We start from the raw sequence: 16,475 nt of genomic DNA on the forward strand, positions 1-16,475 counted from the left end.
GGCTTTTTGTTGAGGTCTTTTTATGTATCCACTTGTGCAAAAAGCACTATTTCAATGTGACCCAGAATGGAGTCATGACTTCACGTTAAACTATTTGAAACGTTCTCAACATAATTTATTAAAGCTAACCTATCAGCAGACGGTAGAAGACCATCCAGTTAAATGTTTAGGATTAACCTTCAAAAATCCATTAGGCCTTGCCGCAGGCTTAGATAAGAATGGCGAATGTATTGATGCATTTTCTGCCATGGGATTTGGCTTTATCGAAGTTGGCACCGTAACCCCTCTAGCACAGCCTGGTAACGAAAAACCACGCATGTTCAGATTGCCTGATGCGAAAGCTATCATTAATCGCATGGGATTTAACAATAAAGGTGTTGATTATCTAGTTGAGCAGGTGAAACAGTCCCAATATGATGGGGTTTTAGGTATTAATATTGGTAAAAATAAACAAACAGAAGAAAAGAACGCCCTAGATGATTATTTAATCTGTTTGAAAAAAGTTTACGCCTATGCAGATTATGTCACAGTTAATATTTCTTCTCCCAATACGCCAGGGTTAAGATCGTTGCAATATGGTGAAGCATTAGATCACTTACTGTTGGGCCTAAAAAATGAACAACAGCAATTATCCCAATTTCACGGTAAATATGTGCCACTTGTGGTCAAAATAGCGCCTGATTTAACCGATGAGGAAGTGCAGGGCATTGCTGCATCTTTAGTTAAAACCGGAATTGATGGGGTCATAGCCACCAATACCACGCTAGATCGTTCTGTTGTAGAAGGCTTGCGCTATGCAAAAGAAGCTGGCGGGTTAAGTGGAGAAGTGCTAACTGATAAGAGCCTGCATATAACTAAGAAACTAGCGCAATACTTAGATGGTGCAATGCCTATCATTGGCGTAGGTGGGATTCATTCTAGTGCTACTGCAAATGAGAGACTAAGTGCGGGAGCCAGTTTAGTTCAAATATATTCCAGCTTTATTTATCAGGGACCTCCACTGATAAAACAAATAGTGAAAGGATTAGTATAAGGCTGTAATTGTGATAAATTCACACTAGATAAAATAGCCTTTACTGAAGTTTATATTCTATGTTGTTGCCATCAGGTCATTGGAAATGGTTTATAGATAAACAGTCACATTTTTTGATGATTGAGTTAAATGCTGGATTATCGTTTCAAACTGCTTATTTGGATTCTCAGTTAAAGCTGATTCCAGAGAATTTGTACTTTGAAATTCAGCATTCTCAATGTTTCATTGAATCACTTGAAGCGGTAAATAACTCCAATGTACCCTTCGAAGATAGTGTGAAGACTCAAATTGCATTAAACGCAACTGCTGCGAAGTGCTTTCATAAACCGGTTTTAAACAAAAGCTGGTTATACCAAAAAAATAGTTGTTGTTTGCATAGTGAAGAGCAGCAACTGGCTTGGTTAAGCTGCAATGGTGAAAGTTACCTGATGCTTACTCTGCAACAACAGGGTAGTTCAGTATTGTGTTTAAATTTATCTGAAGAGTTTACAACCTCCGATAATAAAGTACATAGTCAGTTTTCGTTAATAAATGTGCTGTCCGATAGATTGTTGAGCTTAGAGCAACTTGAAGATGACAGCGACGAACAATCAGACAATTTTTCTTATTTTTAATCTTCATTTTTTATACAAATATAATCCGCTATTCAATAATAACCCTTATACCCTCTGCCTTTATCCCGTATAATCGCCGAGATTTTATTTTCTGGTACATACATGTTTGAAATTCTAGTTACAACCTCAAGGGGACTCGATGGGCTATTGCTTGACGAGTTAACGACTTTATTACCGAATAGCAGTTTAAAAATGCGACCTGGTCAGGTGTATTTTAGTGGTGAGCTAAAAGATGTATACCAAGTTTGTCTGTGGTCTCGGTTAGCGAATCGTGTTCTTGTGCAATTGGCCGAAGGCAAAATAGATACTGCCGAAGAGCTGTATGATATTGTTGCAACTGTGCCGTGGCAGGATCACTTTAGCGTTTCAAATACCTTTGTGGTTGATTTTGTGGGTACCAATAGAACGATTAATAACACCCAGTTTGGTGCTTTAAAGGTTAAAGACGCAATTGTTGATACCTTTAGCCATCATTTTGGCGAAAGACCGTCGATCAGTAAAGTTCAGCCAGATATAAGAATTCATGCTCGAGTACGCAGAGAAAATTTTGCGGTATACGTGGATATTTCGGGCCGCAGCTTACACCAACGTCACTATCGTCAGCAAACGGGACAAGCTCCTTTAAAAGAACATTTAGCCTGTGCGATGTTATTACGTAGTGGTTGGAATAATGATCGCTCTAAGCCATTATTTGATCCAATGTGTGGTTCAGGAACCATTGCCATCGAAGCGGCATTGATGGCATGTAATATTGCTCCTGGCTTAGGTAGACAGCACTGGGGCTTCAGCAATTGGAAATTACATCAAGCTGAACTTTGGCAAGTATTAGTTGATGAGGCACTGGATGCTCAAGTACAGCCTGAGGCAAAAATATATGCTAATGATCTGGATAGAAGAGTTTTAAACACTGCAAAACAAAATGCCGATTCAGCCCGAATGCTTGAGCACATTACTTTTTTCAATTCTGATGCGACTAAATTACAAGTTGATTGCGAAGCCGGTTACATAGTGTCTAACCCACCTTACGGGGAAAGATTAAATGAGCTGACTGAACTATTACCAGTGTTCCAATCATGGGGCGAACATTTAAAACAACACTTTCAAGGTTGGCGAGTAAGTTTACTCACTGCTAATAGAGACCTGTTTAAACAGCTGAAATTGGTTGCCAATAAAGATTACAAATTAATGAACGGGGCTATTGAGTGTCAGTTGGTTAATTACGTATTAGATGAAAAGAATGTCATTGTTAAAGAGTCGGTGAAGCCGCAATCCGATTTTGCCAATCGCTTAGCTAAAAATATTAAGTCCCTATCTCGTTGGCTCAACAAACAAAATACTAACTGTTATCGTTTGTATGATGCCGATTTGCCCGAATACAACGTGGCAATAGATCGTTACGCTGATTGGTTAGTTGTGCAAGAGTACGCTGCGCCAAAAGATATTCCAGAGCAAAAGACCCGTAAACGCTTGCATGACGTACTCTTGGCATTACCCGAAGTGACTGGGGTGAATTCAACGCAAATTGTAGTGAAAACACGCCAAAAGCAAAAAGGCAGTGAACAGTATCAAAAGGTAGCTGAAAAGAAAGTTACTTTAGAGGTTTACGAAAATGGGGCTAAGTTTTTAGTTAACCTGTCTGATTACCTTGATACGGGACTGTTCTTAGATCATCGAATTACCCGCCAAATTGTGCAACAACGATCAAGCAATAAAGATGTGTTGAATCTTTTTGCCTATACCGGAAGTGTCTCTGTGCACGCTGGATTAGGTGGTGCAAAATCAGTGACCACAGTTGATATGTCGAAAACCTATATTAGCTGGGCGAAACAAAACGTTCAGTTGAACAACATCAATTGCGCAAATCAATTTATTCAAGCGGATTGTATTAATTGGCTAACCGACCATCAGCAAACTTATGACTTAATATTTATCGATCCTCCGTCATTTTCTAATTCTAAAAGAATGGATTCAACTTGGGATGTTCAGCGTGATTATATGCAACTGCTTGAACATGCCTACCAGCGCTTAAATCCAAAGGGTGAGATTATTTTTTCTAATAATCTACGCAGTTTTAAATTGGATGAAAGTGCCGTTAAGTCACTGGGGCTATCGGTGGATAATATAAGTCAAAAAACATTGCCTGAAGACTTCAAACGTAATCCTAAAATTCACCACTGCTGGATATTTACCAAGCAAGACTAGATAAACGAGATAATTGATACATGCAGTTAAAATTCTATTCTGGAAAACAGTGTCATTTGTGTGACTTAGCTCATGCTTTGTTAGCAGAAGTAGCAACAAGTTATGACTTGGAAGTTACCACTGTTGACGTGAAATCAGACCATCAGTTATACCATTTATATGGCGCACGAATTCCGGTTATCCAACGCCAAGACAACCAGAAAGAATTAGGCTGGCCATTTGATTTAATGCAACTGAAGGAGTTTTTAGCTTGAGCTTATTACAATTAAAAAATGCTCAACTGTCGTTTGGACATCCTGCCATTTTAAACAAAGGCGAATTAGTGGTTCACCCTGGCGAACGTATTTGTTTAGTAGGCCGTAATGGTTGTGGTAAGTCCACGTTACTAAAAGTCTTAGAAGGTGACCAGCCATTAGATGATGGCCAACGAATTATTTCACCTAACGTTAAAATATCTCGTCTTCCGCAAGATCCGCCGGAAAGTGTTGAGTCAACACTATTTGATTATGTCGCTGAAGGTATGGCTGAAACAGGTGAGTTATTAAAGGCCTATTTCCACCAAATAAATTTAGTGACTACCGATCCATCTGATAAAAATCTACAAGTTTTAGAGCAGCTTCAACATAAGTTAGAGCATCAAGATGCTTGGCAATTTGAGCAACAAATTAGTCAGGTACTGACTTTATTGGATTTGGATGGTAATCAGCAATTATCTTCTTTATCTGGTGGTTGGCGTCGAAAAGCCGCGCTAGCTAGAGCCTTGGTGGGGAACCCAGACATATTATTGCTAGATGAGCCAACCAACCATTTAGACATTCACATGATTAAGTGGCTTGAAGGAATTGTTAAGGAATACAAAGGCGCGGTAGTTTTTGTCAGTCACGACCGAGCATTTATCCGCGCTGTGGCATCCAGAATTATCGATTTAGACCGCGGTAACCTCACCAGTTATCCTGGTAACTATCAAACCTATTTAGATAAAAAAGCCGAAGATCTTAAAAACGAAGAAAATGCTAACGCTGAGTTTGATAAAAAATTATCCCAAGAAGAGCAATGGATTAGACAAGGAATAAAAGCACGTCGTACTCGTAATGAAGGTCGGGTAAGAGCGCTTAAAGCACTGCGCCAAGAGCATTCGCAAAGGAATAAATTGCAAGGCAGAGCGAAAGCTACCGTTAGTGCCAGTAACTCTTCCGGCAAGATTGTGTTTGAAGCCGTCGACTTGCACTATGAAATTGACAATAAAGTTATTGTTAATAATTTAGAATTAAATGTATTTAGAGGCGATAAACTTGCCTTAATCGGCCCCAACGGCTGTGGTAAAAGTACCCTGATACGTTTGTTATTAGGTAGTTTGCAACCCCAGTCGGGTTCTGTAAAACAAGGAGCTAATCTAGAAGTTGCCTATTTTGACCAACACCGATTAGCCTTAGATTTAGATAAAAGTGTTATTGATGTAGTGGGTGACGGAAAGCGTGATTTGTTGGTTAATGGCCAATACAAGCATGTTATGAGTTATTTACAGGACTATTTGTTTACGCCAGATAGAGTTAACGCACCGGTTAGGTCACTTTCTGGCGGAGAAAAAAATAGATTATTGTTGGCTAAGCTATTGTTAAAGCCCTCAAATATACTAATTCTAGATGAACCAACAAATGATTTAGATGTGGAAACTTTGGAGTTACTTGAAGATTTAATTTCCGGTTACCAAGGCACTGTTATTTTAGTAAGTCATGATAGAGAATTTGTTGATAATGTCGTAACATCTAGCCTGTTTTTTGAGGGCAATGGTAAGCTTAAAGAGTTTGTTGGTGGTTATACTGATATCGAAACTTGGTATCAAACAGAAAAAAAAACCACAGAAGACGAAACTTCTGTAAAATCAGCGAGTCCTAAGTCTCAACCGGTAATAAAAAAGACAAAAAAGTTGTCTTATAAACATCAATTAGAGCTAGATTCTTTACCACTAGAAATAGAAAAGCTGGAAAATGAAGTCCAAGCTTTACAAAGTAAAATAAATGATCCGGAATTTTTTAAGCAGTCCCAAGATGAATTTAATACCGCAATCAATGAACTAGCAGATTGTGAAAGTTCGCTGGAAAAAGCGTATGCACGATGGGATGAGCTAGAAGGTATGTAGATACCCAAATGTATTTGCTATATCAAAATACCGAAATTAGCTAATTAAGTAGTAATTTACAGGATACGTAATGAAAATGAATCGGCTGGCCTCTGGGCTAACCCTTTGTGCGCTAACCATTTGTTCAGCGCAAGCAGCAAAATATACAGTTGTGGAATTACCTTTAAGAGATAAAGGGATTAACAGCTATGCTAGAGCAATTAATGATCGAGGTGAAGTCGCAGCATCGATTGCTAATCCTTTTAATCCGCCAATAGATGTTGATTTAATTAACTTTGAAAGCGAAGCATTAATTAATACGTTAACAGATGCAGATGGCGCATCTGTGGGCAATATTAATGATGATGACTTACTGATTTTATATAGTTTCATCACTTCCGACGCTACAACGACTAACATCTTTTACCCACAAAGTAATGATTCAACCAATCCCTTTCTACAACAAATTGCAACTGTGCAAAGTTATGTATTGGAAAATACTGAAGTAGAAGAAAAAATTGGCTTCGATGTCATCGAACAAGATCTTCAAGGTTTAACAAAAAGTGCTGATACTTTGGCCACCGGAATTAATAACTTTTCTGCTATCGTAGGTTTTGGAGAAGCTCCATTCCAAAAAATCAACTACCGAAATGAAAACGGCTTGAACCTAAAATACCACGTTCAAGATTTCCTCGTTCGTGGTTTTATGGATATCAACGGTGTCACAATCGAAGTTCCTCCCATTGAAGATCTGTTGGGAGGGATAAGTGTTGCAAATGATATCAATGATAGTTTTGAAGTCGCTGGATATGGATCTGTGGATGTTATCGACGGCTTTGATGACGTTGTGGATTTATGTGACGACAAAGAAGCTAGAGGCGACATTCCTCAAGAATACTGTTTAAGGCAACTCCGTGATGAATATCAAGGCAGAGTGCGGTCAAAACTCGCTAATTCCTTGGGTAATCGCGATCCAGTTGACGAAACATTTTTGCGTAGGGCGATCATTTGGGAGTTTAGTTCAAGCGGAGAACTTCTAAATAGTAGAGAGCTGGGCACAATATTAGAACCTGCACCTGGTGATACTAGGTTCTATGAAAGCCGCGCTAATGCCATCAATAATAATGGCATCGCAGTAGGCGTTTCTAATGACTTTTATCAGGATTCACAGACGGTAGTGATAAACAAAGCTGCTGTTTTTGATGGAGACGATGTGCATGGATTCATCAGTGATGAAGAATATTTAGAAAGTACCGCTTTAGATATAAATGATAATGACGTTGTCGTTGGTTATGCCAATAAAATTATCACCTCAGCGACTCGTAATAAATTTTTTGTTTATGATTATCGTGGTGACGTTCTTAGTTTCCCGGACGACTTCTTTGAAAGCTCGTCAAGTATTGCCAGAGGCATCAACAACAATGGTTTAGTTGTTGGGGAAGGTGAGGTAGACACAGATTTGATCGGTAGCCGTCGAAAAGAAGCTTTTCTTTACGATATCAATACTGAAGAGTTTACCAATATAAACGATTTATTAAGCTGTGATACCCCTTATACCATCGTGCAAGGCATTGATATTAACGATAACGATGAAATTACCGCAACAGCAGTGATATATCGCGAGCGCACCGCCATTAATGGCGAGTTAGCACTAGATGCTCGTGGTAATACGATTTTCCAGAATATGTCTGTGGCAGTTAAATTAGTGCCTATTCCAGGCGGTAGTATAGATGATTGTCATTTAGTTAAAGAGACTGTTGAGCGTAAAGGTGGCAGTTTATATTATATATTGGGACTTGCTTTGTTCGTCTTCGGTGGTCGATTAAGACAAAAATTTAAAGCCTAATCATCTTTTAGAGCTAAACAAAAATTAACTTTGAGCCCCGACATTTGTTTCGGGGCTTTTTTATGATTTTTGATTAACTTCAATCTAGACCGCGCATTCGTTGACGTCACAAAATTGAAATATTAATTTGGTCTTAAAAAACAAACCTATATTCAAAATTGGTGTAAAGATAAAAACCTAAACTAATCATATATTTATTAATAAATTGGGAATTTTTATGCAGTAACATATTGAACCCTTTTGTGTTTCAGATAGTCTCAGTATTGTGGTTCAGATAATCACATGTATTTGTTTAAACAAGAGGTCACTCAATGAAAAGACAAAAACGCGACAAACTTTCCCGTGCTCATTCAAAAGGCTATCAAGCAGGTATTTCAGGACGTTCTAAAGAAATCTGTCCATTTCAAACAACTGAATCTCGTTCCGAGTGGTTAGGAGGATGGCGAGAGGCTATCGAAGACCGTAATATTGGTTTAAACAGCCGTTAGGAAAATGAGCCCCGAAAGGGGCTTTTGTATTTTAGTGGGTTCTTAAAATACTTAGAAACTACTAGTGTCTTGAAATAAACCAACTTTTAGGTTTTCAGCAGCGTAGATTTCTCTGCCATCCACCTCAACAACACCGTCAGCCATTCCCATATACAATTTACGTTTTATTACCCGCTTCATATTAATTTTATAGGTAACTTTTTTGGCTGTAGGAAGAATTTGCCCAGTAAATTTGACTTCACCAACACCTAAGGCACGTCCTTTACCTGGTCCGCCACACCATCCTAAGAAAAATCCAACTAACTGCCACATTGCATCGAGTCCTAAGCAACCAGGCATAACTGGATCACCAGGAAAGTGACAATCGAAAAACCAAAGATCAGGAGAAATATCTAACTCGGCTAAAATATACCCTTTATCGTATTTTCCGCCTGTTTCGCTTATCGTTACAATACGGTCCATCATAAGCATATTCGGAGCGGGTAATTGACTATTACCTGGCCCGAAAAGCTCCCCTTGACTACATGCTAAGAGATCTTCACGGCTAAAACTTGATTTAAAATTACTCATTTAGGCTTCTTCTAGTTTATAAAGTGTCTAATTTAGCGAACACTTGTAAGCTAAACAACTCTGAACAGTGAAATTTTCCAAACAAACTGTTATTTTGTAGCTATTCTAACGTTAAATTTTATTGATATTATATTAAATGCAAAAAAACCAGAAAAAAGTCGCAAACGCAGAAAAGCAAAAACGCTATCGACAACGACAAAAAGAGTTGGGTCATAAACAAGTTCGTGGTTACGTAACCAAAGATGCGATGAGCTGTTACAACGAAATCCGCGATAAAACCAAATGGACCGACAATGAGGTTTTGTCTAATGCACTGCGGATAACTTATGCTGCTTATAAATGCGGTCAAATTAAATTATTAAATGAATGGCTAAAAGATCATAAGCGTTAATCAGAAATAGCCATAAATTACTTAAAAATCTGTGCATAGTTAACGGATAATAAAATTTAAATTAGTCAAAGTAGTTTCGAGTACTAAGGATTTCGTTATTAAAAAGTTTCAATTGTTTTGTTTTATCCTGCTTAGCTGTTTAACGATGGCAACAAAGAGCACAGCGAAAGATATATTACACTCTTCCGTTTCGCCAGAATTTCCCAACGGATTGCATGCACAGTATTTACATTATATGGCGGATAAATTGAATGCCGATCTTGTCATAACACCATTATCTTTTGGTCGTCGATTAGTTGAACTCAGGAATGGTCATTTAGATTTAGTGGTTGGAGTCCACCATTATGCTGCGCCGGATCAGGGCTTCATTATTTTGCAACCGAGTTACGAATCAATTCAAAACACCTTATTCGTGAAGTTAGAAGATAAATATCGATTATCTTCTTTTGAGGAATTTAAACAATCCACTTTTGCGGTTACTATTCGCGGGAATTATTTTCCTGAACTGAGCTTAACTGAAAGGCCGCAAACAGTAAAAGTATCTACATTAAAACAAAAAATAGGTTTACTAGAAAAAGGGAGGGTAGACGGTTTTGTGCATTTTGCTCACAGTACCAATAAGTTATTGGAAACCGTAAAAAGTGAAGTAACTATTGTACCTGCACTCTATCAGCCAGAAGCTCAGCGCAATTACTTTTTTGGGCTAAGTAAATCTTCTAAATTTACCGAAAGACAAGCAGAGATTGAACAAATAATTAGAACAGCTAAACAAAACGGAGATTTTAAAAGAATCAGAGAACAATATTACGCTGATTAACTTCAACTTATATACCCTTTGTGGAAAATGTAATTTTTACAATGGGTGAAAAATTTTTATACACTTTAAACACTCTTCCTTTCTATCTTCCCCTAGAAATGGCCATTGCCGAATTGGCTAACAAATTGCTTTGAATTACTCAAAGAACATAAACAAAGAATATTTTATTTAATGGAACGATTTTGATGGGAACCCGCTCTAAAAGCTATTAGATTTAATTCTCAGTCTTTCAAAGTACCATTTTTAAATGCACACAAAAGGAAGCACCATGGATTCATCTTCAAAGTATCAATCTACTCTTTCTGTTGACGGTAAAAATTACCTTTTTTACGACATTAATAAAGCTGGTTCAGCTGAACAACTTCAACGCCTTCCATTAACTGCAAAGTTGCTTCTGGAGAATCTACTCCGGCATAGTCATAACGATTTTGTACAAACAGAAGATATTGATGCCTTAATAAAATGGGATAATAACGCCGCCTCATCCACCGAGATTGCCTTTGTCCCTTCCCGAGTGATTTTACAAGACTTTACCGGTGTTCCAGCTGTTGTAGATTTAGCTGCAATGCGAGATGCTATGAATGATTTAGGAGGGGATCCTAAAAAAATCAATCCGTTAAAGCCGGTCGACTTGGTGATCGATCACTCAATTATGGTGGATGAGTACGGCAGTAAAGATGCGTTTAAACATAACACTGCAATTGAAGTAAAAAGAAACAAAGAGCGCTATCAATTTTTAAAATGGGGACAAAAAGCTTTTAACAATTTCAAAGTTGTGCCGCCAGGAAAAGGCATTGTTCACCAAGTCAATCTAGAATATTTGGCTCGTGTCACCTTTGCACAAGATAGTGAAAATCCCGATGATAGTAATAAAGTTCTGTTTCCAGACACTTTAGTTGGCACCGATTCACATACCACTATGATAAATGGACTTGGCGTCATGGGCTGGGGCGTAGGCGGCATAGAAGCAGAGGCTGCCATGTTAGGACAGCCAGTGACAATGCTAATTCCAGAAGTCGTTGCAATGGAATTGACCGGCAAGCTTGCACCTGGGGTCACCGCAACCGATATGGTCTTGGCGGTTACTCAGCAGTTGCGTGAGTTTGGGGTGGTAGGGAAGTTTGTAGAGTTTATCGGTGAAGGTATTCAACATTTGACGGTCGCAGACAGAGCAACTATTGCAAATATGTCGCCCGAATACGGAGCCACATGCGGTTTGTTTCCAATCGATGAACAAACGGTAACCTATTTAAGGTTAACCGGTCGCAGCGAAGAACAGATAGAGTACATTACGCAATATAACAAAGCGCAAAAAATGTGGGGCTCAGATAGCCTAAGTGAAGCCCAATACCATGATAAATTACAATTAGACTTATCCAGCATAGTTCCATCTATTGCTGGACCCAAAAGACCCCAAGATAGAATTGCCCTTAATGATGCTGCCAGTAGCTTTAAAAAATGGGTGTCGGATCAATCTGATCTGAAAATAGCGCCAAAGGATACCATCGAAGGCCGCTATGAAAATGAAGGCGGGCAGGGGCAAGAGCCCATTAGTAAAAAGGTCGAATGCCAATACAATGGTGAAAGCTTTGACATCGAAGATGGTGCTATCGTCATCGCAGCAATAACAAGCTGCACTAATACCTCGAATCCATCTGTGTTAGTCGCCGCAGGATTATTGGCTAAAAATGCCAATAAATTGGGCTTGCATGTTCATCCTTGGGTAAAAACCAGCTTTGCCCCAGGTTCACAAGTTGTGACAGAGTATTTAGATAAGGCTGAGTTAACTGAAGAGCTGAATCAACTAGGCTTTAACCTTGTGGGATATGGTTGCACAACCTGTATCGGCAATTCAGGTCCTCTTCCGAATCCTATATCGAAAGCGATCACTTCAGGGGATCTCACAGTCTCTTCGGTTCTTTCAGGCAACCGTAATTTTGAAGGTCGCATTCACCCAGAAGTCAAAACAAACTATCTAGCATCTCCACCTCTTGTTGTTGCTTATGCGCTTGCAGGTAACATGAATATAGATCTGACCTCAGAACCCCTAGGCACCAGCAAAGATGGAAAACCTATTTACTTAAGAGATATATGGCCGAGTAATGAGGAAATAGCCGAGATTGTCGAAAAAGTAGTGGATAAAAGCATGTTTACTGAAAAGTATGGCTCTATCTATGACGGTGGAGAGATTTGGAATGACCTCGAAGCGGTTGATTCCGATATTTATGATTGGCCAGAATCAACCTATGTAAAACGCCCGCCATTTTTTGAAAAAATGAAAGCGACGGCTACCGATATTGACCCCATTGAAGGTGCTAAGTGTCTTCTAAAATTAGGTGATAGTGTAACTACTGATCATATTTCACCAGCTGGCACTATTGGATTAGATACTCCAGCAGCAAAATATCTACAGCGACAAAATGTCAATAAAACGGATTTTAATTCCTATGGTTCACGACGTGGTAATCATGAGGTCATGATGCGAGGCACCTTTGCAAATGTGCGTTTAAAAAATCAACTTGCACCTGGAACCGAAGGTGGATGGACTCGTTTGCAGCCAGAGTCTGAGGAAATGACCGTATTTGAAGCCGCTGAAGTTTATAAAAGTCGTGGAACGCCAACTATCGTTATTGCAGGCAAGGAATATGGAACTGGAAGTTCTAGAGATTGGGCTGCAAAAGGACCTTTAATGCTAGGAATCAAAGCCGTTATTGCCCAAAGTTATGAGCGGATCCATAGATCAAATTTAATTGGAATGGGCATATTACCATTACAATTTAAATCAGGACAAAGTGCAGAAACTTACAAGCTAGATGGCACTGAAACCTACGACATTGATGCTATATCCAGTGATCAGAAGAGTGTCGTGGTCAATGTTCACCGCGCCAATAAACAACCCTTTAGTTTTGATGCTGACATTCGCATCGATACTCCCAACGAGTTTGAATATTTCAAACATGGCGGAATCCTGCAGTTCGTGATCAGAAAACTGTTGTAAAACCCAAAAAGAATAGGCCAAGCTTCTTAAATTAGGAGCTTGGCTTAAACGATTTTTGCTTCAACAAAACTAGTAAAACCACTAAGAATATTACTAATTTTACTATCTTGTTTATTTTCTGAATTGCCCCCCTAGTCAAACTTTTCTTAAACGTTTAACATTACAAATAAGTAAATAATACGTAAATGCTTTGTAATCGTGCATTCGTCATGTCGAAGCAGTAAAAATTTACCTTCTAAGAAGCTACAGCTTAAAAGGACGAACTATGAAGACAAACGAATATGATGCAATAGTCGTGGGCTCCGGAATTAGTGGTGGTTGGGCGGCCAAAGAACTGTGTGAAAAAGGTTTAAAGGTTTTGATGTTAGAACGAGGTAAAAACGTAGAACACATCAAAGACTATAAAAACGCTCACAAAGAAGTATGGGACTTCCCCCATAGAGATTTAGCAACCCAAGACATGAAACAAGACTACCCGGTGCTTAGTCGTGATTATCCATTAAATGAGTCAACTTTTGGTATGTGGGCGAATGAGAAAGATGCCCCCTATACCGAAGATAAAAGGTTTGATTGGTTTCGTGGATACCATGTGGGAGGGCGTTCTTTATTGTGGGGACGTCAAAGTTATCGATTAAATGCAGAAGACTTCGAAGCCAATCAAAAAGAGGGCGTAGCAGTGGATTGGCCGATTCGTTATGAAGATCTCTCTGATTGGTATGACTATGTGGAAAGATTTGCAGGAATTAGCGGAAATCGTGACGGTTTAGATGTTTTACCTGACGGGATATATCAACCTGCCATGGCGTTAAATTGTGTTGAAAAAGAAGTCGCCAAGCGAATTAAAAAAGCTTTTAAAGGAACTCGTCATCTAATTCCCGGTAGAACGGCCAATATGACAGAAGCGAAACCCAGTGAAGGTAGGACAGGCTGCCAATATCGCAATAAATGTTGGTACGGGTGTCCATTTGGTGCCTATTTTAGTACTCAGTCTTCAACATTGCCGGCCGCCGTTAAAACCGGCAATTTAACTTTGCGCCCATTTTCCATTGTAAAAGAAATAATCTACGACAAAGATAAAAAACGTGCCACAGGCGTAATGATCATAGATGCCCAGACTAATCAAACAATCGAATACAACAGTAAAATCGTGTTTGTTAATGCATCTGCACTAAACTCTGCCTGGTTATTAATGAATTCTGCTACTGACATTTGGCAGGGAGGACTTGGCAGCAGTAGTGGTGAATTAGGTCACAATGTTATGGACCATCATTTTCGCGCAGGGGCCTCGGCTGAGGTTGAAGGTTTCGATGATAAATATTATTACGGACGCCGACCCAGTGGCTTTTATGTTCCTCGCTACCGAAATTGGGGGAGTGATAGCAGAGACTACTTAAGAGGCTTTGGTTATCAAGGCGGTGCTAGCCGTCAAGGCTGGGGGCGGGATGTTGCGGAAATGGGTATTGGAGCGAATTTAAAAGAACAAATCAGTGAACCTGGAGCTTGGCGGATCGGTATGACTGCGTTCGGAGAAATGTTACCTGACCATAAAAATCGGATCTATTTAAACCATAAAGTAACAGACAAATGGGGGTTACCGGTTTTAGCCATGGACGTTGAAATTAAGGAAAATGAGTATCGAATGCGCAAAGACATGCAACAAGATGCAATCGATTTTTTTGATGCTGCAAAGTTAAAGAATATTGAAGGCTTTGATGCAGGCTATTACCCAGGAATGGGAATTCATGAAATGGGAACTGCGCGTATGGGCAGAGATCCCAAAACCTCGGTGTTAAATGGAAATAATCAGGTTTGGGACGCACTAAACGTGTTTGTAACTGATGGAGCATGTATGACTTCTGCATCTTGCGTCAATCCGTCATTAACCTATATGGCATTAACCGCTAGAGCTGCCGCTTTTGCAGTGGAAGAACTTAAAAAAGGGAATTTGTAATGCAAAGACGAGAATTACTAAAAATGATTGCTGCAGCCACCGGCACTGCATTTATTGGTGGTCAATCTCTGGCTTATGACTTACGGCCAAAGGTATCTTTAACTGATACGAGCTTTAATCAAGAAGACGTTATCTTGTTCAACCAATTGGGAGAAACCATTATTCCGCAAACTGATACTCCTGGCGCGAAGCAAGCCAATGTAGGTCTAACCATAGCCATAATAATTACAGATTGTTATATGGCCGAAGAACAACAGATATTTAAAAAAGGGCTTATAGAGATTGAAAAACAAGCTAGTGATGAATTTAATCAAGCCTTCCTTCTTCTTAGTGCAAATCAGCAAACGCAGTTACTCACTAAACTCGACACCGAAGCTAAACAATATATTCATCAAAACAAACAACAAATAGCGAATAAATCCGTTCCTATTCACTATTTTACGATGCTCAAACAATTAGTTTTGTTTAGTTTTTTTAGCTCTGAATTGGGAGCAACAAAAGTCTTACGCCATGTAGCGATCCCAGGATCTTATAACGGCGATTTGGATTATAAAAAAGGAGATAGAGCATGGGCCAGATGACCCCAAAAACAGAATATTTATTCATTTCCTGTTTTTCAAAAATCCCCCTAATGCTTGCGATAGGCTTTGCTCTTTCTGGGGGCCAAAGTATTGCTGGTGAAGCGCCTATTGAACCTTGGCAACAAGCTGAAAAAACCGAGGTTTGGAAGCCTGTCCCTAAGGTTATTTCGGCATCAGAGAATCGTCCACCTTCCGATGCAATTGTATTATTTGACGGGACTGATTTGTCTAGATGGCGATCTTTATCTAATGAAGATGCTAAATGGATAGTTGAAAATGGCAGCTTGACTGTTAATCCTGGAGCAGGAGACATTAAAACTGTAAAAGAATTTTGCGATATTCAATTGCATTTAGAGTGGAAAACGCCAACAGAAGTAGCGGGGCTTGAGGGACAACAACGCCACAACAGTGGTGTTTTTTTGCAGCAAAGATATGAAATTCAAATATTAGATTCATACAACAATCAAACTTATGTAAATGGACAAGCAGCTAGCGTCTATAAACAAAGTATACCATTGGTTAATGCAATGCGACCTGCAGGTCAATGGCAGGTGTATGACATCATTTATAAGGCCCCAAAATTTAATGGGGATAGATTAACTTCTCCTGCTTTTATTACGGTTTTACATAACGGAGTTGTTGTACAAAACCACACCGAAATAAAAGGTAAAACAGAATGGATTGGAGCACCAAGTTATGAGGCTCATGGCTGCGCACCAATTCAATTACAAGACCACGGAAATAAAGTCAGTTTCAGAAATATTTGGCTTAGAGAATTAAAAAATACACCTTAAAAAAAGCCTAATAAATTGTTCAAATATCAGGCTATACAGTGTGTTTTTTAACTAAATTAGACAGTCTTATT

Annotated in this window: 14 protein-coding genes; 13 read left to right on the plus strand and 1 reads right to left on the minus strand. The window is 39.1% G+C overall.

Going from position 1 to position 16,475, the window contains the following annotated elements; genetic code table 11:
- The first annotated feature begins 22 nt into the window (after positions 1-22).
- The 7 genes from pyrD to rmf all read left to right on the plus strand — a co-directional run bounded on the left by pyrD (position 23) and on the right by rmf (position 8,302).
- Positions 23-1,033 (plus strand): quinone-dependent dihydroorotate dehydrogenase, encoded by a 1,011-nt coding sequence (gene pyrD / locus Q4567_RS07320; protein ID WP_303499921.1) that lies wholly within the window; start codon positions 23-25, stop codon positions 1,031-1,033.
- A gap of 59 nt (positions 1,034-1,092) precedes the next feature.
- Positions 1,093-1,647, plus strand: a complete 555-nt coding sequence (locus tag Q4567_RS07325; protein ID WP_216046594.1) for a cell division protein ZapC domain-containing protein — start codon at positions 1,093-1,095, stop codon at positions 1,645-1,647.
- A gap of 102 nt (positions 1,648-1,749) precedes the next feature.
- Positions 1,750-3,849, plus strand: a complete 2,100-nt coding sequence (rlmKL, locus tag Q4567_RS07330; protein ID WP_303499924.1) for a bifunctional 23S rRNA (guanine(2069)-N(7))-methyltransferase RlmK/23S rRNA (guanine(2445)-N(2))-methyltransferase RlmL — start codon at positions 1,750-1,752, stop codon at positions 3,847-3,849.
- 20 nt (positions 3,850-3,869) lie between these two features.
- Positions 3,870-4,103: a glutaredoxin family protein gene (locus tag Q4567_RS07335; protein WP_216046596.1), complete on the plus strand. Its 234-nt coding sequence runs from the start codon at positions 3,870-3,872 to the stop codon at positions 4,101-4,103.
- Positions 4,100-5,989: an ABC transporter ATP-binding protein gene (locus Q4567_RS07340; RefSeq protein WP_303499925.1), complete on the plus strand. Its 1,890-nt coding sequence runs from the start codon at positions 4,100-4,102 to the stop codon at positions 5,987-5,989. The genes Q4567_RS07335 and Q4567_RS07340 overlap by 4 nt, the downstream gene beginning before the upstream one ends.
- A gap of 70 nt (positions 5,990-6,059) precedes the next feature.
- Positions 6,060-7,814: a DUF3466 family protein gene (locus tag Q4567_RS07345; protein ID WP_303499926.1), complete on the plus strand. Its 1,755-nt coding sequence runs from the start codon at positions 6,060-6,062 to the stop codon at positions 7,812-7,814.
- Positions 7,815-8,125: 311 nt separating this feature from the next.
- Positions 8,126-8,302: a ribosome modulation factor gene (rmf, locus tag Q4567_RS07350; RefSeq protein ID WP_216046599.1), complete on the plus strand. Its 177-nt coding sequence runs from the start codon at positions 8,126-8,128 to the stop codon at positions 8,300-8,302.
- A gap of 51 nt (positions 8,303-8,353) precedes the next feature.
- Here the strand turns inward: rmf and fabA are convergent, their stop codons facing one another.
- Entirely contained in the window at positions 8,354-8,872 is a 519-nt protein-coding gene (fabA, locus tag Q4567_RS07355; protein ID WP_216046600.1) for a 3-hydroxyacyl-[acyl-carrier-protein] dehydratase FabA, read from the minus strand.
- A gap of 136 nt (positions 8,873-9,008) precedes the next feature.
- Here fabA and Q4567_RS07360 point away from each other — a divergent pair, with 136 nt between their 5' ends.
- The 6 genes from Q4567_RS07360 (at position 9,009) to Q4567_RS07385 (ending at position 16,404) form a co-directional block, all read left to right on the plus strand.
- A complete protein-coding gene (locus Q4567_RS07360) occupies positions 9,009-9,263 on the plus strand; it encodes a hypothetical protein (protein WP_216046601.1) in 255 nt (84 codons plus the stop codon).
- A 145-nt stretch (positions 9,264-9,408) separates the two neighbouring features.
- Positions 9,409-10,080 (plus strand): ABC transporter substrate-binding protein, encoded by a 672-nt coding sequence (locus Q4567_RS07365; protein WP_303499929.1) that lies wholly within the window; start codon positions 9,409-9,411, stop codon positions 10,078-10,080.
- A 268-nt stretch (positions 10,081-10,348) separates the two neighbouring features.
- Positions 10,349-13,078, plus strand: coding sequence for an aconitate hydratase AcnA (gene acnA, locus Q4567_RS07370; RefSeq protein ID WP_303499930.1), 2,730 nt, complete (start codon positions 10,349-10,351; stop codon positions 13,076-13,078).
- A 265-nt stretch (positions 13,079-13,343) separates the two neighbouring features.
- Positions 13,344-15,029 carry a GMC oxidoreductase gene (locus Q4567_RS07375; RefSeq protein WP_303499931.1) on the plus strand — a complete coding sequence of 562 codons (1,686 nt, stop codon included), beginning with the start codon at positions 13,344-13,346 and terminating at the stop codon, positions 15,027-15,029.
- Positions 15,029-15,610, plus strand: coding sequence for a gluconate 2-dehydrogenase subunit 3 family protein (locus Q4567_RS07380; protein WP_303499933.1), 582 nt, complete (start codon positions 15,029-15,031; stop codon positions 15,608-15,610). The genes Q4567_RS07375 and Q4567_RS07380 overlap by 1 nt, the downstream gene beginning before the upstream one ends.
- Positions 15,598-16,404 (plus strand): DUF1080 domain-containing protein, encoded by an 807-nt coding sequence (locus Q4567_RS07385; RefSeq protein ID WP_303499935.1) that lies wholly within the window; start codon positions 15,598-15,600, stop codon positions 16,402-16,404. The genes Q4567_RS07380 and Q4567_RS07385 overlap by 13 nt, the downstream gene beginning before the upstream one ends.
- The last annotated feature ends 71 nt before the right edge of the window (positions 16,405-16,475 follow it).

Source organism: Aliiglaciecola sp. 2_MG-2023 (genome assembly GCF_030548145.1).
In the GTDB taxonomy this organism is placed as follows: domain Bacteria; phylum Pseudomonadota; class Gammaproteobacteria; order Enterobacterales; family Alteromonadaceae; genus Aliiglaciecola; species Aliiglaciecola lipolytica_A.

Excerpts from the sequence above, each read along its gene's own strand:
- rmf (WP_216046599.1), top strand. The coding sequence starts at position 8,126 with ATGAAAAGACAAAAACGCGACAAACTTTCCCGTGCTCATTCAAAAGGC.
- acnA (WP_303499930.1), top strand. The coding sequence starts at position 10,349 with ATGGATTCATCTTCAAAGTATCAATCTACTCTTTCTGTTGACGGTAAA.
- Q4567_RS07360 (WP_216046601.1), top strand. The coding sequence starts at position 9,009 with ATGCAAAAAAACCAGAAAAAAGTCGCAAACGCAGAAAAGCAAAAACGC.
- Q4567_RS07385 (WP_303499935.1), top strand. The coding sequence starts at position 15,598 with ATGGGCCAGATGACCCCAAAAACAGAATATTTATTCATTTCCTGTTTT.
- Q4567_RS07375 (WP_303499931.1), top strand. The coding sequence starts at position 13,344 with ATGAAGACAAACGAATATGATGCAATAGTCGTGGGCTCCGGAATTAGT.
- Q4567_RS07345 (WP_303499926.1), top strand. The coding sequence starts at position 6,060 with ATGAAAATGAATCGGCTGGCCTCTGGGCTAACCCTTTGTGCGCTAACC.
- Q4567_RS07325 (WP_216046594.1), top strand. The coding sequence starts at position 1,093 with ATGTTGTTGCCATCAGGTCATTGGAAATGGTTTATAGATAAACAGTCA.
- rlmKL (WP_303499924.1), top strand. The coding sequence starts at position 1,750 with ATGTTTGAAATTCTAGTTACAACCTCAAGGGGACTCGATGGGCTATTG.
- fabA (WP_216046600.1), bottom strand. The coding sequence starts at position 8,872 with ATGAGTAATTTTAAATCAAGTTTTAGCCGTGAAGATCTCTTAGCATGT.
- Q4567_RS07380 (WP_303499933.1), top strand. The coding sequence starts at position 15,029 with ATGCAAAGACGAGAATTACTAAAAATGATTGCTGCAGCCACCGGCACT.
- Q4567_RS07335 (WP_216046596.1), top strand. The coding sequence starts at position 3,870 with ATGCAGTTAAAATTCTATTCTGGAAAACAGTGTCATTTGTGTGACTTA.
- pyrD (WP_303499921.1), top strand. The coding sequence starts at position 23 with ATGTATCCACTTGTGCAAAAAGCACTATTTCAATGTGACCCAGAATGG.
- Q4567_RS07365 (WP_303499929.1), top strand. The coding sequence starts at position 9,409 with ATGGCAACAAAGAGCACAGCGAAAGATATATTACACTCTTCCGTTTCG.